Below are 21,999 nucleotides of genomic sequence, written 5' to 3' on the forward strand. Positions count from 1 at the left end.
CATGAACGGAGAACAGGATTTGCACGCGCTCCTCCGCTCGTATTTGCCGGACTGGCCGGCTGACGCGGGGGAGAGCGACCCCGCGCGGGCGCTGCTGGAAGCTTCCGCGCCGCTTTTCGAGCGCACGGAAGCGCTCATAGGGCGCATGATGGAAAAGCACCGCGCCGTTTTTCTGGATATGCTCGCGGGCGAAAACCAACCGGGACGGCCCGCGTGCGGCTGGGTGCGGCTTTTGCCCGCGCCGGACGCGCCGCCGCGCGTGCTTCCCGCCGGCACGCGCTTTGTTGCCGAAACGGGCGGCACGGTGGAGACCGCCCGTGCGGTGTGCCTATCGGCCAACCGGATCGAGCGGATCGAGCTGGTCGAGCCCGCGAAAAGCCTGCGGCTTACGGTACCGGCCACGGAGGACGGCTCTTTTCCGTCCCTTTGCCCCGGGGACCGCGCGGCGGGGCAGTATCGGCAGACGGTGTGGCGCGCTGTGTTTGCGGACGGTTTTTTCACGGGCGCGCCCTTTCTGCTGCGTCCCGCGCCGGTCTGCGGCGAACCATGCGAATGGACGCTGCAAAGCGCGGAAGGCACGGAAACGCTTTTGGCCAAACCGGAAGAGGGGTGCGTTTGCCTGACGCCGGCCGATCTTAACGCGGGCCATGCCGGGGAAATAATCGTGGAGGGAAAAATACCGGCCGGCTTTCGCGTGTCCGCCGAAGCGTGCGCGGCCGTGCTTCCGGCTTGCGAGCGCCCGCCGGACGCGGTGCTGGTGGAAGAGAACCCGGCGGACGGGGATGATTTCATGCCGTTCGGCGACCGGCTCCAGCTGGAAAGCTGCTGCTATCTGGCGTGCGATACGCTGTTTGGGCGCGTATCGTCGGTGATCGAAGCGGGCTTTGCCCTTACGCTGTCGGAACGGGCGTTCGGCATGGAGCTGCTCGATCAAACGGAGCCGGAATACCGGCTGGTCATGCGCCGCATGCCCGAGCCGTATAAGCCGCCCGTGTACCATGCCGTACCGCAGCAAGTGGTGTGGGAGTATTGGAACGGGCAGGTCTGGACGGCCCTGCCCGGCTGCGAGCGGCAAACGGGCCTGTTTGCGCAGGCCGGCGCGGAACGGGCGCGCCTGAAGTTTGCGGCGCCCAAGGATTGGGAACGGATCGAATGGCAGGGGCGAAACGCGTTTTGGCTGCGTCTGCGCCTGAAACGAGCGGACGATTGCTATGGGTTGCCCTGCCGGCAAATGGTGCCGCGCGTGCGGGGGCTGACCTTCCGCGCGGGGGAAGCGCCGCTTGAGCCGAGAGAAACACGCCTTGACGGCGACGGCGCGCTGGACGGCTTGACCGCGACCCGGCCGCCGGTCATGTACTGGAAGCTTGCGTGCGCCGACCCCATACAGCTTTTGTGGCGCGTGGAGGACGCGGCCGAGGAAGCGTGCTCCACACCGCAATGGGAGTATGGCTTGGCGGACGGCGGCTTTCGTCCCCTTGCCCTGACGGACGGGACCGGCGGCCTGTGGCGCACCGGCACGATCACGCCGTCCTTTCCGGCGGCGTTTGCACGGTCGCGGCACTTTGGCGAAAGCGGCTTTTGGCTGCGCGTGTGGAATCCGCCGCAAACGCGGGGCGCGCTGTACAGCCACGCGGTATGGGCTAGGGCGGAGCAGATGGGCGACGTACCGGCGGGCGCGCTGCAACCGTGGGAGCAGGTGGAAGGCCTCGCGGGGGCCGTTATACTGGGCGCGTTTGGCGGCGATACGCCGCCTGAAACGGATGAACAGGCGCGGCGGCGGGCCGGGCATGGGCTGCACCACCAATTTCGCGCCGTTACGGCGGAGGATGTGTCCATCCTGCTGTGCGATGCGTTTCGAGAGGTTGCTTTTGTAGCCTGCGGCCATACGGATTTGGGCGCGCTGCGCGTTGCCGTGCTGCTGTGCGATAACAGGCAGACGGCGTTTGAGCAGGTCCGGGAACGGATGGAGCGGTTTTTAAAGGATCGCTTGCCGCTTGGCGTAGGGCGGGTGGAGATCACCGAACCGGATCAAGCGAAGGTTTGCGCGGCGGTCTCGGTCGCGGGCATCGCGCCGCAGGACTGGCCCATGGCGGAAGCCGGGCTGCAACAAGCGTTTGAGGCTTACCTCGATCCGTTGACGGGCGGCGGAGGCCGCGGGTGGCCGCTTGGCGTTCGTCCCACGGAAAGACAGGTGGCCGATCGGCTCGATCAAGCGCTGCGCAAGGCGGGCGGCTGGGTCGAGACCTGCCGCCTGTTTGCGGAGGAGCCCGTGGCCGGGCAAACGTGGTGCGCGGTCGCGGCGGGCGAGCTGTACGCGCAGCGCTGCGAAGAGAAAGGGGCGGAGTAAATGCCGGAACCGATCGGTCTGGACGAAGGGGGATATGACGCGCTTTATCAGGCGCTGGTACAGGGCGTGTCCGCGCGGGTGCCCGGCTGGACGGACGCATATGCCGCGTCGCCCACGGTTACGTTTGCCGAAACCATGGCGTGGCTGATTGACATGCAGCGCTTTTACATCGACCGGATCACGGAGGAGCACCGGCTTTGCCTGCTGCGGCTGCTTGGCGGGCGGCTTACCGCCGCGCGCGCCGCACACGGCGTTATGCGGCTGGACAGCGCCGGGCGGTGCGGGGTTTTGTCGCGCGGCACGCTGTTTTATGCCGGAGAAATCCCCTTTGAAACCGATGCGGCGCTGACCTTGCGCGGCGAAGCCGCGCTGGTGCCGGTCACCCAGTGCCGCACCGAAGCGACCTGCGAAGCGGACTACGGCGGCGCGGATTGGGAAGCCCTTCCGTGGCAGGGCGGCGTATGCCGCGTGCGGCGGTGCGCGGAACCGACGGTCTGGCAAACGGACGGCGCGGCGGGGCAAATCATACAGCTTGAAAAGGACGTTTTACCGGCCGGCCTGCGTCTGCTCGTGGCGGAAGGCGAAACCGGCTGGCGCGAACTGCCGCTCGACCCGCCCGTCCAGACCGATCAGCCGACCGGGCCGGGCTGCCGGTATGATCCGCTGCGCCATGCGCTGGTGCTGGGCGACGGGCGCGATTTTTTGATCCCGCCGGCCAGACGGCACGGACTGCGCCCGCTTGTCCTGCGGCGCAGCTTGGGCGCGGCGGGCAACCTGCCCGCGGGCGCCGCGCTGACTGGCGCGGACGGCGCGCGGGGCACGCTGGTCAAGGACGCTTGCGGCGGCCGAAACGCCGGAACCGTGCGGGAGGCGCTGCAAGCGCGGCTGAAAGCGCTGGAGCAGCCGCTCCGCGCGGTCACGGCTGCGGATATCGAGCGGCTGCTTCTGCGCGCGCCGGGGGCTGCGGTGCGGCGGGCGCGCGCCTATGAAGCGGCGGATCATACGGTGTGCGCCGTGGTGGAAGCTGTAAACGGCGCGGTGGACGTCGAGCGCGTGCGGCGGTACCTCGCGCCGCGCATGGTGCTTGGTACGCGGGTGCAAATCAGCGCGCCGCGTGTATTAACGGTTGATCTGCGCATGTGCGTGGCGGCGGGGACGTCCGCGCAAAAGCAAGCGCTGCGGCAGGCGGCGGGCGACTGGATTGCGCGCACGCCCATTGGCGGCACGCTGGAACAGGCGGCGCTGGTTCACGCCTTGGAAGCGGCCGGCGGGGTGGAGCGGATCGACGCGGTCGCGATCACGCCGCGTGACGGCGCTTTGGGCCGCGCATATGGCGGCAGGGTGGAGACCGCGCCCGATGTGGTTTGCAGGTTGGGCGCTTGCGAGATCGAGGAGGGATGAACGTGCAGGCCAAACGGGAACAGCGCTCCGACCGGGCGGCGGGGCGTTCCGGCAAAATCGAGGGCTTTACGGATCGGGGCGTGCACGGCCTCCTTTGCGAAGCGGAACAGGCGTATTACCTGACCGGGGTGCTGGACAGCGGCGCGGCGGGAATGGAGTGGAGCCGGTTCGTTTGGGAAGCCGAAGGGTTCGCGCAAATGGATATGTACGCCCTTGTCAGCGACCGGCGGTCCGCTTGCCTCGCGCTGGATACGGCGCCGCTGCGCGAGGTGCCCGCGCAGATCATGCAGCAGGGCGGGGTGCGGCGCACCGGTGCGCGCGCGCTTTTATTCGCGCCGGAAAATACCGTGCCGCCGATGCGCGGGCGTTACTGCCGGATCTGCGGCGTGTTCCGGCGCGCGGCAAAATCCGGCGGTACGCTGCATGGCTGGCGCGCGTCCTATCCCAAACAAAGCTTTGCCGGCTATTTGCCCGCGGTATATCAAGGGTACGATTTGCTGGAACGCTATTTCGCGGTGTTTGAGGATTTATATTTGGAACGGGAGGAACAGATCGGCCGTTTCGCCGAGCGGCTCGATCCTGCCCGGTGCGGCAGGGAGGATCTCGACCGCTTGGCCGATTGGCTGTTAGTGCCGCACGGCGCCGTTCTGCCCGATCAAACGCTGCGGCGGCTGGTGCGGTCGGCGGCGGAGCTGAACCGGCGCAAAGGTACGGCGCGGTATTATCGCACGCTGCTGTGGCTCGTCACGGGCGAACTGCCGGAGCTGCGGCCCGAGCCCACGCGGGACCGGCCGGGCGAGCGGCGGCTTCAAATCATTTTTAAACGGCCGGTTGATTTGCCGCGCGCGTGGCTCGTGGGGTTGCTCCGGCGGGTGCAGCCGCTCGGCGTCGCGTTTTCGCTGGTTGTGCCGGAGCAAAAAACGCCGCCGGCCGCGCTGGATCAGGATGCGCTGGGCGGTACGGCGCGCATGGGATAGGAGGAAAGCGTCATGCAGGGCTATCGGCGGCAAAACGAGCTGCTAGCGGATTATTTGGCGCTGTTTCAGGCGCTGGATGAAGCGCCCGAAGCGGGGCGGGAGCTCCAAGCGGCGTACGAGCAGATTTGTGCGTACCAGCAGGCGGCGGACCCGTCGCTTCCGCTGATTCGGCTGCGTGAAGCGGCGGGGCTTTCGGAGGAGCTGTTTTTCACCGTGGTTTGCGCGCTGTGTATGGAGCTGGACGGCGGTCTGCGGCTTTCCCACCGGCTGCGGTATGGGTGCGATCCGGATATAAACGGCGCGCTGACGCTGTATTCGCGCCTGCGTACGGTCGATTTCGGCGCGGCGCGCCAATTCGCGCCCGATATGCAGGCGTATCGCCTGCTGTTCGCTCCGCCGGAACGGCAGGGCTGGTGGCTGGATGCGCCGCTTCGGCTGAAAAGCGCGGTCGCAGCGCTGCTGATAACCGGGGCGGTCCCGGTGATAGATGGCTGCGCGCCGCAGCCGCTTGAAGCGCCGCCTTGCGCCGCGGTACAGCGGGCGGCGCTGGAAGAAGTGCGGGCAAAGCTGGACGCGCCGGTCGTGTATATCTCCGGCCCGCCCGGCTCCGGCAAACGCACGCTGCTGCACCGCGCGTGCGCCGCGCGCGGCGAACCGCTTATCTTGGCGGACCTCAATCAAATCGCGCCGGAGGGGGAGGACGAAACCGGCAGCCTGCTTGTACTGAGCGGCGTGATGAAAAACGCGGTGCTCGGAATATCGGCGGGGGCGGAACGCGCATCGTTTCAGGATCGTTTGCGGCGGCTTGCGCGGCGTTGGCGGGTGCGCTGCGCGGTGCTGTGCGAGGAAGGCGAAGCGCTGCCGCTGGACATGGAAGCGCCGGTGGTCGCGGTGCCCTCCTGCCTGACCGCGGAAGAGAGCGCCGAGGCTTGGGCATGGTGTTTCCCGTTCTGGCCCGGCGCGACCGCGCGTGCGTTCGGCATGCGCCACCGCTACTCGATCGGACGGCTGACCGCACAGGCGCGGCGCGCGCAGCGTGCGGCAGCGGGGCGGGATGTCGGTCCGTCTTTGGTGCAGCGGCACATGAGCATGCGCAGCGGAGCGGGCTTTACGGTACAGCGCCCGCCCGAGGGCGCGAAAACCACGGACTGGATCGGGGAACAATCCGTTTGCAGCGAACTGCGGCTGCTGGCGTTTGAAGCCGCCGGGTGGCAAAGCCTGCGCGCGCAATGGGGCGTGGAGCAGTCCGGCAGCACGGTCTTTCTGTTTCATGGGCCGTCGGGCACGGGCAAGACCTTTGCGGCTTCGCTGCTGGCAGCGGAAGCGGGCCTGCCGATGATGACCGTGGATCTTTCACAGGTAGAGGATAAGTATGTCGGTGAAACGGAAAAGCATTTAAACGTAATTTTTCAAACGGCGGAGGCCGATCACTGTCTGCTGTTCATCGACGAAGCGGACGCGCTTTTTGCTAAACGGACGGAGGTTGCGTCCTCAAACGACCGCTTCGCCAATCTGTCCACCGCCTATTTACTGCAGCGATTGGAGCAGTATCAAGGGGTCGCCGTGCTTGCGACCAATCTGCTGCAAAATTTTGACGATGCGTTCGCGCGCCGTTTGCAGGCGGTCGTCCGTTTCTCCATGCCGGACGAAGCGCACCGCGCGCTGCTTTGGCGGCGGTATCTGCCCGCGGGAAGGCAGGCTGCGGATGTAGATTGCCAAAAGCTCGCGTCTTTAGCCTCGCTCAGCCCCGCCCGCATCCGCTCCGCGGCCGGTCTGGCGGCAATTCTCGCCGCGCAGGAGGGGGCGGGACAAATCAGCTGGGCGCACGCCGCGGCCGCGCTCGATCTGGAGCTCCGCAAAACCGGCGGTGGGCTGCCGCCGCAGAATAGGTAAAAAGCAAAGCCAGTACAGCGCCGTGTCGGGCGCTGTACTGGCTTTCGCTGTTGCGTTCACAACTTACAAGATTCCCACCGTGTGTGGGCGCAGAAAACCGCCGCAGTAGTCGGCAAGGGCAGCGAAGCAACGCGCGCCTCGCGTGCGAGAGGCGGCCCTTCAGGTCGGTAATGGCCGCAACACCTTCCTATTTCAGTTCACGCCTGCTCCAAATGCGCTTGCACATCTCGAAATGATTGCGGCGATTGTTTACCAGCTGACGCGCAACCTGACGCCTGAACAGATCAAGGAAGGCGGCTTCGACGCCTACTTTGTCGACCACACCACCGGCATTTACCCGCAGTTCGCATCGGGCACGCCGTGGAGCGTCATGTCGTGCATTTCCAGCGGTTTGGCGACGCTCTCAGAGTCGTTCAAGATAATTTGGACGCGAAAAACTATTATCCGTTCAATCCGGCTTTCGGCGTTCGTCCCCCTGAAAAACCGTGGACGCCGCCGCAGCCCCGCATGGACGGCGGCGATCTAGTCCCGCCCGAAATGCAGCCGCCTAAAAATAACGCGAAATAACGCATAGCCCCCTAGAAAACGATAACCCCATTCTTTGTGCATCGGCGCAAAGAATGGGGCTTTTTGATACTATGGATCCGGTTGCGCGCTGCCGGTATCCCGATCCGGCGGACATGGTTTGTTATCCTGCTGGCACAGCCGCCACAGCGTTGTACGGCTGATGTCAAAGATTCGCGCGATATCGTCGTTTTTAAAAAAGAATACCGCTTTTAGCAATTCGATGAGCGAGCGAAGCCGAGTCGGATTTTTAAACACATCGGCCAGTGGGCCGTATTGAGCAAAGATATCTGCAAGCAACTCGTCCCGCCCGATCGCATCGACCAATGCGTTATGCTGCGTAATTGGCCGAGCGTTTGCGTTTTGTTCCAGAAAAATAGAAAACCGTCGTGCTATGTTGGACAGTTCCTGCGCATTGCCCGGCCAAGAATAGCTGCCAAGAATGGTGTATAGCTTTTTGGGCAGATGATAGGGCTTGGAGGGCATCAGCATCATATCCTGCAGCATGTCCTCAAACAAGAGAGGGATATCTTGCGTCCGTTCCCGTAGCGGCGGCAGCCGGAGCGTTAACCGAGTGAGCAAAAAGTACAGTTCTTCGGGAATGCATTGGCGCAGCCTAGACCATTCCTGCGCATTGACCAGCGTAAGGATGCGGGGGATACCCAAAATGGGCTGTATGCCACCCAAACGCAGATACTGTCTGTCCCGCAGGACAAGAGCGAGACTGTGCAAGACGGCTGCCGGCGCATTCCACAACTGCTCGAGTACGAGCGTGCCCTCGCGGCTGAGCTCGAACAGGCCGCGGTGCAGTACGGTGCCGCGGTCGTCTTCTCGCCCCATAAGATACTGCATGGCTTGACGATCCGGAATGACAGAGCAGTTGACTCTGTAGAACGGCGCATCCTGCGCATGGTAATAGGCGTGCATGCAATGCGCAAACATCGACTTGCCCGCACCGGGCTCGCCGATGATAACGCACGGATCTTCAAGCTTAGAATATAGCTTGGCCTGTGCGACTACAACGCGCATATTCTCCGAGGACGATCGAATGCTGTCGAAATGATAGCGGGTCTGCTGCGGCGGATAGACGGCGGGAGGCGGCTGTGTGGACTGGACAATGATCCGCTGCGGCGCCAGTAGGGCCAGCGCACCGACCACCCGGCCATTCGCTTCGATCTTATGCGACGAGACCTCGACCGGCCGATCGCCGAACATCAGCTTTTGCGTTCGTTTGCCGTTGTGATCGGTCAGCATGGACTGCAACTGCGCCCAAGGAAAGAGCGCTTGACTGTGCCGGCGGTGGATCTGCTCATGCGGCACGTGCGTCAGCGCTTCGGCGGCAGGGTTGTACAGAATCACCTTGTCCTTGTCGTTGATGCAAATGATGCCGGTCGGACTGTTTTGCACGATCGCGTGGTAGATCTCCTGCTCGAGCACCGCATAGCGCATATTGATGAGCATGGACCGGCAGCGCCGGATGGCGTCTTCCACCGTGCTGACGCCGGGATAGAGCAGTACGCTTTCTTTTCCGCAGTTCTGAGCCAAGGATGCGACCTGCGACGCGCCGACCACCACTTCCGCATCGGCATGCGACAGCAGAATGGTCAGATCGTAGGTATCCTCATAGATGATATGATCAAACTCAAAATCAAGCAGATTGCGGATGATCTGCAGATCGGGCACGCGTACGTGCTGATACGTGAATAGCATCGGCCGTTGACCGATAGCGTGCGCCTTTTTCAGAGCGATTGCATAATCCAGCGGTTGTATCTGTATTTCAATAAAGTGTTCTTGACAATGGTATAATGCAAAGTGAGAAAAAATCAAAGTTTCCAATGTATCACAACTTGCTCACTTGTGGCCCGCACTTGTGAAACAAGAGTGTCAAGCACCCGGCGCTTGTCGTCAAAGTCAACGGACTCCCAGTCCCGCAGATAGCCGCTTATGCTTTCAACCTGAGAGGAAGAAACGGAATTAGCGGTAAGGTCGGCCACCAGTTTCGCCTGGGCTTGCCGTTGCCCGTCCAATTCCTCAATGCGGCTGTTTGCGTATTGTAGCAAGGTGGGATTTGCGCCGGAAAGCGTATCAAGCAGTTTTTCAATCTCGCTTTCGGTTTTGGCAAGCGCGGCGCGGGCGGCGGTCAGTTTCGGATTGTAGCTTGCAGTTTTGCCGCCTTTCAGCGTTTGGAATACCCGCATTTTCTTAACCAATTCCTCATACACGGCTTGTTCAAGCACTTGTTTTGTCAGAGTGCCCGCGCCTTGACAGCCTTTATTTTCCGAGCGTTGTTTACAATGCAGGTATGTAACGCCGTTCGCCGCGTTCTGGCTCGTGAGGGCGTACCCACAACAGCCGCACTTGATTTTCCCGGCCAGCCATGTATTATGGCACTTGCGCCCATTCTGGAACGTGGTGTTTTGTGACAGCTTGCGCTGGACGGCCAGCCAGAGCCCCGACGGGATGCGGCCCTTGTGGGGTGCTATGACGAGGATCGGCTCCTCACCCTCCCGGCCCTGATACAAATAGCACCCATAATCACCCGTGAACAGTTCCGGCGGGCTTTCGATTTTCACGCCCTGGGCCTTGAAGTATTCGTATATATCCATATCGGCCTGGACGTAAACCGGGTTTCGTAAAAGCTGGCCCAAAAATCCGCGCTTGAGCGTTTTTCCATACACCAGAATGTTCTGCGTGGTGAAGTACCGGGTAATATCACCGTATGAGCTCTCCGGCTCTGCGTACATTTCAAACATCATTTCAACATAGTCCATTTCCGCATTTTCCACCAGCTTTTTTGTCTTGATCCCGTCCATGACGATGGGCTCTAGGTCAAAACCGTAAGCCGCCCGGCCCCGCATATAGTAGCCTTTGGCACACCGGGAATAAAAGGCGTCCGTTACACGCATTTGAATGCTCTCGCGTTCCAGTTGCGCGAACACAATACAGATGTTGAGCATCGCCCGGCCCATTGGGGTTGAGGTATCAAACTTTTCCGTGCAGGAAACAAACTCCACATTGTACTGCTTGAATATTTCCATGAGCTTTGCAAAGTCCACTATGGAGCGGCTGATCCTGTCCAGCTTGTAAACGACTACCCGCTTAATCAGCCCGGCCTTAATATCCCCTAAAAGTCTCTGGAAGTCGGGACGGTCAATGTTTTTGCCCGAATATCCTTTGTCTTTATATTCCTTGCCCTCACCGCCTTTTAATTCGTACCGGCAAAATTCAAACTGGCTTTCAATGCTGATACTGTCCTTTTTGTCGATGGATTGTCTGCCGTAAATCGCGTCTATTCTATTATCCATAATTAGCTCCTTTTCCGTTGGAACAGGAGCCAACCTACAAGTATATTATACCTCTGCCGGCCCCTTTCAACAAGGATGCCGATGAAAGGCTATCCCCGCCGCCCGGTGGCGTACTTGCTGAACACGTCAAAAAGGCTCTGTTCAATTTCCCGTTTGCGCTTATCCCGTTCTTTCGGGGGAAGAACGGGGGTCAGGTTTTGAATGGTGATTGTCCGCTCCCCGAAAGCGGCGGTTTTTACTTCACTTTCATATTTCACTTGCGCCTGCATCATAAAATCCCTCCCATAATCACAGGGCTGTTACACATACGCCGAAAGGCCAGCACCGCATAAGTGCTGGCCTTTCGGCTTGTTCCACTTCTGGACAAAATGTCTCGAAGTCAATACACGCTTTTCTGATAGTGGGCCTCGGCCTCGCCTGTGGTGGCGTAGTCAAAAACCTCGTGGAGTTCCAACATCACCCGCTGAATGTCGGCGGGCTTGAAACCACAGTTTTCCATCGCCAGAATGATATAGCCGCGACACGCGCCCTCGCTCCAGTCCCTGGGTAAGCAGGGCCGCCAGTTCAGGATCGTACTGCATGATGTAACCTCCTCGAAAAATGATAGGAGCACCGCGCTGGTGTTTTTGGCCCGTCATAAGACAGCAAATAGCGGCGCGGCACTCCCCGCACAATCGGAACGGTTCAGCCCGGAGGGGACAGCGGCCAGCTTGTCCCAGGTTCGGATCGTGGCCGTGGGATAGCCCGTCCCGCTTGCGGCGCTGGTGTTTACCGCTCGTCCCTCCGTGGAGAGGAAGTCCCCGCGCACCCGCCGCCCGGCTCCCCGTGTGCTCAGGGCCGCCGCCGTTCCGTTGTGGAGAAAGAGGTAAAACCTCTTTCTAATAATCAACTGGACTTTCGGGCCCTTTTTCAAGTCTGGAATTAAAAGTTTTTCATATACTTTTTCATGTTCTCCAGTCCGAGCTTGACGGAAAGGCTCACCGCGTTAATGCTCACGCCCTCGGCGGCGGCAATCTCCCGCAGGGGCTTTCCAAGAATGATATGCGCGTCGATCCTCCGGGCCTGGGTGTCAGGCAGGGAATTAAGGGCCCGGCACAGGCGCATAAACCGCTCCTTGCGCTCCAGGAGCTCATGGGCCGAGGGCTCAAACTCCACAATGCGGTTTTCGATGCCGTCCCCCGCATCCAGGGAATAGTTTGCCTTATTGCGCTTTTGCCGCTCATAGTGCCGCTCCTCATACCGCTTGTCGGAGCGGAGCACCGCCAGCACTTCCTCAGAAACCTCTATGTATTCATCGGTAACGTACCAATAGAAAAACTCACGCAGATTGATGGTCATTTTTACATCCTCCATTTTCGATTGATTAGGGTTTACGCGGATCGAAAATGGAGAACGGGCGGGGAGCGGCACGCATGGGGAGCCGTCCCGCACCTCTGGACATTTTGTCTCGAAGTGGGAGCCTTGCCGCGATTGCCGCAGAACACGCCCGAAATAAGTCGGACAAAAAAACGCCGCTCTCCCCAGGGGAAAGCGGCGCTGGCCGATATTAACTCATATTGATTTTTTCCTTTTGGTTTCCATATTCCGGCCAATTCCAGTGCCTCCCCCCGTTTTGGGGAGAGTATAAAACACTAGATTTTCGGTAGAATTACTGGAGCCTTACCACAAAATAACAAATACCGCAGCTTACGGCAGGATATGAGAAAAGCCCGGCTATGTTGACAGCCGGGCCCTAATTGATACAAATTATTCTTTTTTTCGTTTGGGGTCTACAAAGCGATAGCCCACGCCGCGGACGTTTTCAATGCACTCCCCGCCGTCCAGTTTTTGCCGCAGGCGGCTCACACTAACGGGTATTGCGTTGGCTTCGTCGCCCACAAAATCGTCGCCCCATACATAGTAGCGCAGTTGTTCATGGGTCAGTACCCTCCCTGCCTGTGAGGACAGCACATACAGCAGATCAAACTCCCGGCGGGGCAAATCCAATTCCCGCCCATTGTAGACCACGCGGCGGGTAAGGGGATCGATCAACAGGTTTTCAAACGTGACGATGGTATAGCACCGCTGGCCGGGCAGGGGCGGAGCGGCGGCGTTATAGCGCCGGAGCAGGGCCTGGGCCCGGAGCAGACACTCCTGGAGCTCCAAAGGCTTTTGTATGAAATCATCCGCCCCCATTTCATAAGCCCGCGCCCTGTGCTCAATGCCGCCCTGAAAGGACAGCACCAGGATCGGCATATTTTTCATTTGCCGCATGAACCGGAGCAGTTGGAGCCCGTCCGTTTCCGACAGGGAGATGTCCAGGATCACAAGCTCGTAGTTATGGCGGGTAAGGCGCTCGATGCCGTCTATCACAGACAGGGTGTAATAAGCACCGATGCCGTATTCAGTCAAGGCATATTTGATGGCTTTGCAGTTTTTCAAATCGCTATCTATTATCAAAACTCTCTGCTCCGCGTTCATAGAGTAGCCCTCCTTTCTGTTTAATATTCCTGATACTTCGGGACAAAATGTCCTGAAGTGTTGAGGCTAATGTGGGGAGATTATCCGCCTTATTTAATTCCCATAGCAGAAGAAATAACCATACGCTGAACTTCGCTTGTGCCTTCATAAATTTCTGTGATTTTCGAGTCGCGCATAAATCTTTCAAATGGGTATTTGCTTGAAACGCCATCGAGCCCAACCAGATCAATACAACGCCTAGTTACATCCACAGCGGTCTCAGAGGCAAACAATTTGCCCATAGCGGCATATTGTGCAAACGATTCGTTGTTCTGCTTTGCTTGTGCCGCACGATGAACAAGCAGACGGGCCGCATCTACTTTTGTCTGCATATCAGCCAGTTGAAATTGAGTGTATTGATACTGGGAAATTCTCTGTTCTCCCAGCATATGTTCGGTTACATATTTTTTGCAACAGTCAATGGCCCCCTGAGCAATACCGACAGCCTGCGCCCCCACGCTGATGCGGCCGCCGTCTAATGTTGTAAGCGCCGTCTTAAAGCCTTTCCCCAACTCGCCAAGCAGGTTCTCCTTTGGTATTTTGCAGTCCTCGAATACCAACTCATATGTCGCGGAACCACGAATACCCATCTTTTTTTCTTTTTTCCCAAACGAGAAACCGGGCGTTCCCTTTTCCACGACAAAAGCGGAAATGCCTCTGCTTTTTTGGCTGGGATCAGTTACCGCGCTGATAAAATAAATATCGGCATAGTAACCATTTGTGATAAAAATTTTAGAGCCGTTCAGCAGCCAGTGATCACCCATATCCTCGGCTCTTGTCCGCTGGCCGCCTAAATCACAACCTGCTCCCGGCTCCGTCGCGCCAAAAGCGCCGAGCTTTTCCCCTTTCAAAAGCGGAGCAAGGTACTTTTCTTTCTGCTCCGGGGTGCCAAGTACAGAAAGCGCATAGGCTCCGAGAGAATGGTGTGCGGCAAACATGATTGAAGTTGTGGCGCAATATTTCGCCAACTCCTCTACCATAGCGATGTAGGCCAAATACGAATGTCCGCCGCCGCCGACTTCTTTCGGATAGCAAACCCCCATCATATTCATCTCGCGCAGCCTTGTGAGTGCCTCAGACGGGAAACGCTCTTGTTCGTCAAGCTCCGTAGCCAAAGGCGCAACCTCGTTGACCGCAAACTCGTGAATTTGGTCAATCAATTTCTGTTCTTCATCTGTAAAGTGAAACTCCATAATTTTGCTCCTCCATTGTTTTTCTATAAATCAGCGCCCAACACTCTTGTCATATTGCGCCGCTAAGGTTATAATAGCACCAAAGAACATTCAAAATAAGCGAATTATTCAAAATACTAAATTCGATTTTCTCGTATATTTCGGAGGATGTAATGGACACGAAAAATCTTTTTACCTTGGTAACGATTATAGAAACTGGCAGTTTTCAGAAAGCGGCCACACAGTTAAACTATGCCCCTTCTACCGTAACATCTCAAATGAGGCAGTTAGAGGGTGAATTGTCAATGAGGCTATTTGAAAAAGTTGGACGAAAAATGGAGCTTACTCAGGCAGGAAAAGAAATCATGCCTTTTATTGAAACTATCCTGCAAAATGCAGAACAAATCAGCAATTATAAAAAAGATATATCGCAGATCACGGGCACCTTGCGGCTCGTTGCACCAGACTCTATTTTTATTTATATCATGCAACCCATTATCAAAGCGATTTTACATGACGCACCCAATGTACGCCTTATTATCAACTCGCTCCCGTCGGATGACATTAATCAAGCGATTGTCAATGGGTCTGCCGATATTGGAATTGATTGTGATAAGGGTCACTTCCCGGATACGGTACTGCATCCGGCGTCGAAACCATTCCAAGCGTGTCTGATTGGTTCGCCGTTTCTAAATCCAAAAGAACTGGATTTTGTTTCTCCACACCAAAGAAAGCCGATCAGCATGATTTATAACGAGCCTAACGCAAATTATCAAAAGGATATTACAGCCTATTTGGATAAGAAAGATATTGTCCTCAATCCAGACATGAAATTGCAAAGCATAGAGGCCGTTAAGAAAAGTGTAATGAACAATTTTGGTATTGCTTATGTTCCACGTTTTTCTGTCGAGGAAGAATTAAAAGACGGCTCTTTGCTCCAACTCAAAACAGAATTGGACGATCAAATATACCCAGCGGTCTGTGTATTCCACCGGAACAAATGGATCAGCCCGCAAATGGAATTGGCGTTCAAAATTCTGCATGAACAATTTGGAATAGAGTTTGACTATTAGAAGAACTTAAATACAGCATACTTAGGATTAGCAATGCCAGAAATGGCGAGAACTTTTAGGGGCGACGCTAACGGCAAGCAAGGCAGGTGTGGGCACACCTGCCATTTTCGCGCCCGCAGGGGGCCACGAAAATGCTTGTTGGGGTTGCTCCCCAAACCCGCCACCTCTGGACAAAATGTCCAGAGGCGCAAGCTGCGTCACTGGCGCTATCGCGCCTGTTCCTTATCCCTGCCGGGGGCCGTAATTCCCAGCAGATGGTCGATGTTCGTCTTGACGGTAAGGGCCTCCCGCATATCCCGCTGGGCCGCATGATACTCGGTATAGAGGGCCTTTTTCTCCGCCGCCAGCTTGCGCCGTTCCTCTTTCAGTTTTGCCATCGGCGGGAGCTTGCCGCCGTCTAAAAGCGTATTCATAGCGGCACGGGCGGCCCGGTAGGTGGCCAGCTCGTCCCCGTGCTCCGCCAGATATTTTTTGGAGTACCGGGCGGCCTTGTAGCCGTCGAACACGGGCCGGGTTTTGGCATAGTCCACCACGGCCCCCATGAGCTCAGACGCTTTGGAGAAGGCCGCCTCGGTGGTGTGGAGCTTTTCGGTCAGGCCGTGAAACCGCTCCACCGCCGCCGTGGTCTGTGCCTCCAGCGCGGAATAATCGGTCAGGCCGTGCTCCTGCAAGAATTGGAGCGCGGCGGCCATCTGCTTTAGGTTGTAGATTTTCGCCCACTTCTCAAAGCCGGGTCCCTTGCCGGAGCTCAAACGCTCCTGGATGTCAATAATCAGGTTGACACGCCGGGCCGGGGCGGGAGCGTCCGGGGGAGTTCCGGGATAGGCCGCTCCCCGGCAATCACCGCCCGGATGTCCTCCGTGCCGAAACCGGCCCCCAGGGTGGACGCTCGGAGTCGGGTCGCCCGCTCCTAGTAGGAACGAGGAACGACACCACGCCGCCGCGCCCATGCGTCACCTTGTAGCCGGACTCCTCCATGAGCCGGAGAAAGCCGTCAAAATCGGCGGGGTGCTGTTCCAGCGCCGCAACGATGGCGGAGCGGAGCCGGGCCTGGAATGACGGCTGCCGCCCGGCCCCCAGCCACTGGCCGTAATGGAGAAAGCGGCCTTTGCTGTGCGGTTTGGGGTTTTGGATATATGACAGGTCATTCTCGATACACACCCGATCCGAGAGCCGCCGCAGAGCAAAGGTGGAGCCTATAAAGTTCCGAAACTTGCGGGAGCGGTCAAAGGCCGTGGAATTGAAATAGATGTGATTATGCACATGACCTTTGTCGGTGTGGGTGCAGACGAAAAACTGGTACTTGCCCTTTGTCCAGCGCATCGCCGTTTCATAGCCGATCTTGTTGGCCTCCTCCGGGGAGAGCTCCCCAGGGGGGAACGCCTGCCGGATTTGATAGAACAGGGCCCCGTGATCCGCCGCCCGGTTCGTTTCCGCCTGATATTGGCTTTTGAGCAATAGAAACTCGGCGGGAGCCGTGGCCGTGTCGCAGAGATAGGCGGAAACGGCCCCCAGCTTTTTAGGGTTGAGCCCGTAGGCAAACCGCTCCTCCATCGTCTGCAAAGCGGTCTGCCCCTTTGCTTTTTTGTAAGGCTTAATAAATGTCGTGGCCGTGGCCGTCACCTCCTTTTCGATTTTTACCTCTGGACAAATTGTCCAGAAGTCCAGCGGGAATACTGGCTTTCACCACCTCTGGACATTTTGTCCAGAAGTCGTGAAAACCGGGGAGCGGCGCAAGGCACACTCCCCGATCCTCTCAGAGCTTCACCACCTGAGACAGCTTTTCCAGCAGGGCGGAAAGGGGGCCCCACAGTTCCGCATAGTCCCGTTGCAGGGCCTTAATCTCCTCCGGGTATATGCCCCCGTAGGTGTTGGCCTGGATCGCTACCTGATTTAGATTGTTAGAGCACCGGCGCTGGAGTGAAACGAGCTCCTGCACCGGGGAAAGGTCAACGTGGAGTACATAGCCATTCAGCGCCATTTTCCGCATATACGCGCCCATGTTGCGGATGCCCGCCTCGGCCATGCGTTCCTGGATCAGCGTCTGCTCCTCCTCGGAAACCATGACGTGCAGATGGATGGGGCGCTGGCGCTGTTTCGTCACCGCTCCTCCCGTTCCCGGCTCCGGGTACGGCGGGGCGGTTCCTTTACCTTGTCCGTTTCCACCACCGGGGCCGGGAGCACGGGCAGGGGCGGCGGGGCCGGAAGATTGTTGATGATACCGTCGATCTGGTTCGTGTTCTGTTCCGGGGAAAGCTCGGCAGTTTTCAAAGGGGTATTTTCCATAGGGTTCTCCTTTCAAATTGTTACGCTTTGGGGGCCGAAACGGGGGCCGGACGTAAAATCGTACCGGCCCCCCGTAAACGGGCCCCGCAAAGCATTGAAACAAGCGGTTTTTTCGGGGCCTAATCGTAACAGTTATACCCCGGATTTATCCCGCATTTTCCTCATCCGTTCCCGGCTCTTGCGGCGGTTCCCCACGGCTTTACAAGCCTCGGAGCAGTAGGCCCGCCGCCCCTGGGGGACAAAGGCCCTGCCGCAGACCGGGCAAAGCCGCATTTCCGGGGCCGCGCCCTCCCCACAGAGGGCCGCCTCCAGCGCCGGATCGAGAGGGAGCACGGCCTCGCGGAAGTATCGGCACAGCGCCCCGGTGTAGCACTTGCCGAGCATATAGCACTCGCAATCCAGGGGCAGACAGCCATACTCCCGGTCATAGTTGGCGCACATGGAAAGCACCAGCTTTTTAATACCTGCCTTTTCCTCCCGCGTCAATTCCCGGCTCATTGTTCCGGCTCCCCGTCGCTGTCGCTTTCGCCGTCCGCGTCCCGGGGATCGCCGTCCGCGTAAGGATCGGACTCATCATAGTCCTCCTCCGGCTCCGGGGCGGGCGCGTGTTTCGGGCGGTAAATCTTGAAGTACCATCCGGCCCCGCCGCCGATCAGGAGCACGGCCAGCCCCAGCAAGAGCGGCGCGGCGTTGGGCTTTTGTTCCGGTTCGGGCGCGGGTTCCGGCTCCGGGGTGGGTTCTGGTTCAGGAGTAGGCTCCGGCGCGGGGGCCGGGGCCACGGTTCCGGGGAGCTCCTCCCCGTTGCTTACCGCCAGGGCCTCCAGGTCGGCCAGGGTGACGGCGTTCAGGAAATACACATTTTCCGTCCCGCGCTGGCGGTCAATCACCAGATAGAAAACGGACTCGTCCGCCGTGGTGATGGTAAAAAACTCCTTGCCGTCGCCGTCCGTGGCGTTATCCACCACCTCGCCGGAGCCCTCCGGGGTAAATGGGTTCGGTTCTTTCTCTTCCTCCGGCTCCGGGGTTTCGGTGGGCTTTACAGCGGATGAGCCGCCGGAGCTCCCGCCCGTGGGCTTGCTTGTTGTACCGCCGCCCGTGGGTTTGGCCGTACTGCCGGAAACGGGCGGGGTGGTCGTTTCCGGCGCGGGCGTGGGGGCCGGGGTAGGAGTAGGACACGGCGCGGGGGTGCTCGTGGTAGGCTTATCCTCTCCCTTGTTTGTGGTAGGGGCCTTATAGTTCGGATTTTTCACCTGCACCGTTTTAGACTTGTTCCCGGCACCGTCCACAGCCTGGATGGAAAACTGGTCGTAATCGTCCTCCAAATCCCGGAGCGGAACATCAAGCGCGCCATTGGTTAAATCGTCGTACCGTTCCCCGTCAATGTAAATCGCCTCCACGCCAGAGAGCTCGTCGCTGGCCTCCACGCGGAGCATCCGCCCGCTGATCCCGGTTTTTACCGTGGGGGCCGTGCGGTCAAAGCACTCAATATACCGGCTTTTTGTGGTGGTCTTGCCGTCCATGCCCGTCACTGTAATGTAAACGGTGCAGTTTTCGGAGAGCGTCACATACACCCTGCCGCCGCCCGCGAAAGCGTCGGTCAAGTCCTCCGGGCTCCCGTTGCGCTCGATTTTGGCCTCAACCTTTTTCCAGCCCGTGCCGTTTTCGTCCGTCACGCGGATCTCCACCTTTGCCGTTTTGGTGTACCAGCCGGACGGGGCCACAATGTTAATTGCATAGCTCCCAGCCGGGGCGGGTGTGGGCGTGGCCTCCTTGCCCTTGCAGACCGTCAAGTCGGTTTTGCAGACGGGGCAAGCGGTATCAACGGCCCCAGCCTTACACTTGACGGAGCAGGAGCAGACGGGAACGGGCTCCGGCTCCTTGCCAGCACAGCCCGCAGGATCGGCGGCGCATACCGGGCAATCGGTTTTCACCGCGCCCTCCGTACATTTCACCTCGCAGGAGCAGACTGGGGCGGGCTCCGGCTCCTTGCCAGCACAGCCCGCAGGATCGGCGGCGCATACCGGGCAATCGGCTTTCACCGCGTCCGCCGGGCACTTCACCTCGCAGGAGCAGACCGGGGCGGGCTCCGGCTCCTTGCCAGCACAGCCCGCAGGATCGGCGGCGCATACGGGGCAATCGGTTTTCACCGCGTCCGCCGCACATTTCACCTCGCAGGAGCAGACGGGCGCGGGCTCCGGGGGAGCGTCGTTGCCGGACACTCCCAGGGTGCTGGCGGTTGCCGTCATACCCAATAAGAACGGGCAGAGACAGCACACGCACAGCAGGAGCGCCACGGCCCGGATCGTCTTTTTATTCCTCATGGGCGGGTTCCTCCTTTCCCTCGGACTTCTGGACATTTTGTCCAGAGGTGGGGGCCGGGCCGTCGGCCCCGCCGCTTTTGAGCTTTTGGAGCAGGACGGGGAGCTCGTCAAGGGGGATGCTCATACCCCGCACAATATCCACGATCTCCTCGTTTTCGGCCTCCTTGTGTTTCTGTTCAAGTTCCCGAAGCCGGGCCTGCTGTTCATTGAGCTTGGCCCGCGCCTTGTCAATTTCGCCCTGGATTTTCGCGCTTTTGCTTGTCGCCATAAATACCTCCTTTTCATGGTAAACGCCCGTAGGCGTAGAAATGAGACTGCCAATAGTTGCTGTTCAGGTTGGAATACTGGATCGGATCGCCACAATGCAACATGACATTGTTTCCCACATAGATGCCACAATGGGAAACGCCGGGGGTGTCGTAGGTGCCGATGAAGAAAACCAGATCGCCGGGCCGTGGCTCCCGTACCGGGGCGCAGATGTTGTAAAGGCCCTGTGCCCCCAGGCGGCCCACGTTCCAGCCGGAATGATTGATCACCCACGACACAAAGCCGGAGCAATCGAACGAAGTGGACGGGCTGGAGCCGCCCCACACATAGGGATAGCCGACGTATTTCTGGGCCTCCTCCATCATGGCCGCGAATGTTTCATCCTCCAGCGCCTCCGGGGGAATGTCATAGGCCGGGGGCGGGTTCGTGTACCTGTCCACATAGGCGGAGCCGGAGAACAGGTCGGGCCGGTTCCCCAGCGTCGCCATATAGAGGGCGTACCGGGAAAGCTGATCCTCGCTCAGAATGGAGACAGGCAGGCGGGAAAGGTCGGTGTTTTCCAGCGTTACATAACACACATACCAGTCATAGGGCTCGTCGTCACTATCATAATGGGTCTCCACCACCACGCGCTCGGTGAGAATGTACTGGCGGTCAAAGAGCATTTGCAGGGTGCCCTGTATCTCGGCCACCGTCCACTCGCCCTCGTGAAGCGCACAAAGGATGGATAGCAGGTTATAGGGATCGTGCTCAATTTCCGCAAGGTCAAAATGGTACTCGTCATAATCATGGGTGTTTTCGTAAGTGTCCAGGTAGTCCCGGAGCTCGTTCTCTAAATCTACATAAGCGGCCTCGGCCCCAGGAGCTCCCGATCCTCGCAAGGGTAGGTACTAGCTCCCACGGAGCCCACCAGCCCATTTCCCAGCGTCACCAGAGAGGACGCGCAGGACTGGAGCATGAGCAGGAGCAGGACGCAGGCCAGGGCGATGAGACAGCCCACGGGATGCCGCTTGACAAACCCCGCGACAGCCCGGCCACCTTTGGCCGCCGTCTTTCCGGCGGCTTTGGCGCTCTGCTTTGCCGCCTCCCGCGCTTTCTTTTTGTACTGCTTTCGGAATTGGTGTTTTTTCCAGATACGGGCCGCCGCGTTATCCTTAATTTCCGGGTGCTCCATAGCCGCCGCCCGGAAATGGTAGTCCGACGTCGCCTTGATATTTTTTGCCTCGGCCTTGCGGACGGCCCGCGCCGGGTGGGTGCGGACGCGCTTTTTCACAAACCGGGTAACGCCGCGCACGGCGGCCTCGCCAGCAAGCTCGGAGCGGTGGGCGGCCTCAATGCCCACGTTTTCATCCTCCACCTGATAGATTTTGCCGTGGACGAACATCCACGTTTCATTTTTTACCACTCGGCCCACACGCCGGACGGCCCCCGGCTTTTTCGGCGGCTTTTGGGCCGCCAGCTTTTCCCGCGCCTGATCCAGTTTCACGCCGCGCTGTTCCATGCGGCGCTTTGCCTTGTCGAGCTTTTCCGCGCCCTTGTCCGGGCCGGGCGGCGGAGCGCCCTCCCCAGGAGCGGAGCCCCCAGCGCCGGGATCGGGGCCGCCCTTATTCGGATCAGGCCCCGCAGCCTTGCCGGAGCCGTCCGCCGCTTTTCCCTTGCCGGGGCCAGCGGAGGACTCCCCACGGGCCGGGCCGCCCGGCTGATCCCGTAGACGGTCAGAGGGCCGGGACTTTTCCTTTGGGGACTTCTGGACATTTTGTCCAGAGGTTGCCTCGCTGGATAATACGGGGGACTCGCCCTCCAAATCGACGGGGCCCGCCCGATCCGCGTCGCTCGGTTTATCCCGGAGCCGCTCAGACGGGCGGGCCTGTTTGCTTTCCTGCCGCAGTTTGGA

At 59.3% G+C, this 21,999-nt stretch carries 16 protein-coding genes and 5 pseudogenes; 6 read left to right on the forward strand and 15 right to left on the reverse strand.

The features are described 5' to 3' along the window. Nucleotide 1: 1 nt before the first annotated feature. The 5 genes and pseudogenes from RWV98_RS05225 to RWV98_RS05245 all read left to right on the forward strand — a co-directional run. Nucleotides 2-2,347 carry a hypothetical protein gene (locus tag RWV98_RS05225; protein ID WP_317864249.1) on the forward strand — a complete coding sequence of 782 codons (2,346 nt, stop codon included), beginning with the start codon at nucleotides 2-4 and terminating at the stop codon, nucleotides 2,345-2,347. Further along, the gene (locus RWV98_RS05230) at nucleotides 2,348-3,748 is read left to right on the forward strand and encodes a baseplate J/gp47 family protein (protein WP_317864251.1); all 1,401 of its coding nucleotides are present in this window, start codon (nucleotides 2,348-2,350) and stop codon (nucleotides 3,746-3,748) included. It begins immediately after the preceding gene. Between the two features lie 2 nt (nucleotides 3,749-3,750). After that, nucleotides 3,751-4,725, forward strand: a complete 975-nt coding sequence (locus RWV98_RS05235; RefSeq protein WP_317864253.1) for a phage tail protein — start codon at nucleotides 3,751-3,753, stop codon at nucleotides 4,723-4,725. A gap of 12 nt (nucleotides 4,726-4,737) precedes the next feature. Beyond that, nucleotides 4,738-6,618 (forward strand): AAA family ATPase, encoded by a 1,881-nt coding sequence (locus RWV98_RS05240; RefSeq protein ID WP_317864255.1) that lies wholly within the window; start codon nucleotides 4,738-4,740, stop codon nucleotides 6,616-6,618. A gap of 217 nt (nucleotides 6,619-6,835) precedes the next feature. Next, nucleotides 6,836-7,185: pseudogene (locus RWV98_RS05245) on the forward strand (hypothetical protein); the annotation flags it as partial. A gap of 69 nt (nucleotides 7,186-7,254) precedes the next feature. On the opposite strand, the gene RWV98_RS05250 reads toward RWV98_RS05245, so the two are convergent. From RWV98_RS05250 to RWV98_RS05280, 6 genes are all read right to left on the reverse strand, one after another. Beyond that, on the reverse strand, nucleotides 7,255-9,018 hold the full coding sequence (locus RWV98_RS05250) for a sigma 54-interacting transcriptional regulator (protein ID WP_317864257.1): 1,764 nt from the start codon (nucleotides 9,016-9,018) through the stop codon (nucleotides 7,255-7,257). Further along, nucleotides 9,006-10,487: a recombinase family protein gene (locus RWV98_RS05255; protein ID WP_317864259.1), complete on the reverse strand. Its 1,482-nt coding sequence runs from the start codon at nucleotides 10,485-10,487 to the stop codon at nucleotides 9,006-9,008. Before RWV98_RS05255 ends, RWV98_RS05250 begins: the two co-directional genes overlap by 13 nt. Before the next feature lie 89 nt (nucleotides 10,488-10,576). After that, nucleotides 10,577-10,759 carry a hypothetical protein gene (locus tag RWV98_RS05260; protein WP_442872101.1) on the reverse strand — a complete coding sequence of 61 codons (183 nt, stop codon included), beginning with the start codon at nucleotides 10,757-10,759 and terminating at the stop codon, nucleotides 10,577-10,579. Between the two features lie 649 nt (nucleotides 10,760-11,408). Continuing rightward, nucleotides 11,409-11,825: a sigma-70 family RNA polymerase sigma factor gene (locus tag RWV98_RS05270; RefSeq protein WP_317864261.1), complete on the reverse strand. Its 417-nt coding sequence runs from the start codon at nucleotides 11,823-11,825 to the stop codon at nucleotides 11,409-11,411. A gap of 408 nt (nucleotides 11,826-12,233) precedes the next feature. Next, complete coding sequence (locus RWV98_RS05275) at nucleotides 12,234-12,947, reverse strand: response regulator transcription factor (protein ID WP_317864262.1); 714 nt, start codon at nucleotides 12,945-12,947, stop codon at nucleotides 12,234-12,236. Nucleotides 12,948-13,036: 89 nt separating this feature from the next. Next, nucleotides 13,037-14,179 carry an acyl-CoA dehydrogenase family protein gene (locus tag RWV98_RS05280; protein WP_317864263.1) on the reverse strand — a complete coding sequence of 381 codons (1,143 nt, stop codon included), beginning with the start codon at nucleotides 14,177-14,179 and terminating at the stop codon, nucleotides 13,037-13,039. 152 nt (nucleotides 14,180-14,331) lie between these two features. Between RWV98_RS05280 and RWV98_RS05285 the strand changes: the two genes are divergently transcribed. Beyond that, on the forward strand, nucleotides 14,332-15,231 hold the full coding sequence (locus RWV98_RS05285; protein WP_317864264.1) for a LysR family transcriptional regulator: 900 nt from the start codon (nucleotides 14,332-14,334) through the stop codon (nucleotides 15,229-15,231). A gap of 206 nt (nucleotides 15,232-15,437) precedes the next feature. Here RWV98_RS05285 and RWV98_RS05290 read toward each other — a convergent pair. The 9 genes and pseudogenes from RWV98_RS05290 to RWV98_RS05320 form a co-directional block, all read right to left on the reverse strand. Further along, nucleotides 15,438-16,785 (reverse strand): annotated as a pseudogene (locus tag RWV98_RS05290) (relaxase/mobilization nuclease domain-containing protein). Nucleotides 16,786-16,987: 202 nt separating this feature from the next. Next, nucleotides 16,988-17,335: a plasmid mobilization protein gene (locus RWV98_RS05295; protein WP_317864265.1), complete on the reverse strand. Its 348-nt coding sequence runs from the start codon at nucleotides 17,333-17,335 to the stop codon at nucleotides 16,988-16,990. Continuing rightward, a complete protein-coding gene (locus tag RWV98_RS05300; protein WP_317864266.1) occupies nucleotides 17,332-17,517 on the reverse strand; it encodes a DUF4316 domain-containing protein in 186 nt (61 codons plus the stop codon). Before RWV98_RS05300 ends, RWV98_RS05295 begins: the two co-directional genes overlap by 4 nt. Before the next feature lie 132 nt (nucleotides 17,518-17,649). Then, the gene (locus RWV98_RS05305) at nucleotides 17,650-18,015 is read right to left on the reverse strand and encodes a cysteine-rich VLP protein (protein ID WP_317864267.1); all 366 of its coding nucleotides are present in this window, start codon (nucleotides 18,013-18,015) and stop codon (nucleotides 17,650-17,652) included. Then, nucleotides 18,012-19,037, reverse strand: coding sequence for a CD1107 family mobile element protein (locus RWV98_RS19385; RefSeq protein ID WP_442872118.1), 1,026 nt, complete (start codon nucleotides 19,035-19,037; stop codon nucleotides 18,012-18,014). Before RWV98_RS19385 ends, RWV98_RS05305 begins: the two co-directional genes overlap by 4 nt. Nucleotides 19,038-19,268: 231 nt before the next feature. Further along, nucleotides 19,269-19,388, reverse strand: a pseudogene (locus tag RWV98_RS19390) (CD1107 family mobile element protein); the annotation flags it as partial. 219 nt (nucleotides 19,389-19,607) lie between these two features. Further along, nucleotides 19,608-19,874: pseudogene (locus RWV98_RS19395) on the reverse strand (CD1107 family mobile element protein); the annotation flags it as partial. Continuing rightward, nucleotides 19,828-20,106 (reverse strand): DUF4315 family protein, encoded by a 279-nt coding sequence (locus RWV98_RS05315; RefSeq protein ID WP_317864271.1) that lies wholly within the window; start codon nucleotides 20,104-20,106, stop codon nucleotides 19,828-19,830. The pseudogene RWV98_RS19395 and the gene RWV98_RS05315, both read right to left, overlap by 47 nt. Nucleotides 20,107-20,119: 13 nt before the next feature. Continuing rightward, nucleotides 20,120-21,909 (reverse strand): annotated as a pseudogene (locus tag RWV98_RS05320) (C40 family peptidase). Between the last annotated feature and the right edge of the window lie 90 nt (nucleotides 21,910-21,999).

This window comes from Agathobaculum sp. NTUH-O15-33 (assembly GCF_033193315.1).
GTDB classification, from domain to species: Bacteria; Bacillota; Clostridia; order Oscillospirales; family Butyricicoccaceae; genus Agathobaculum; species Agathobaculum faecihominis_A.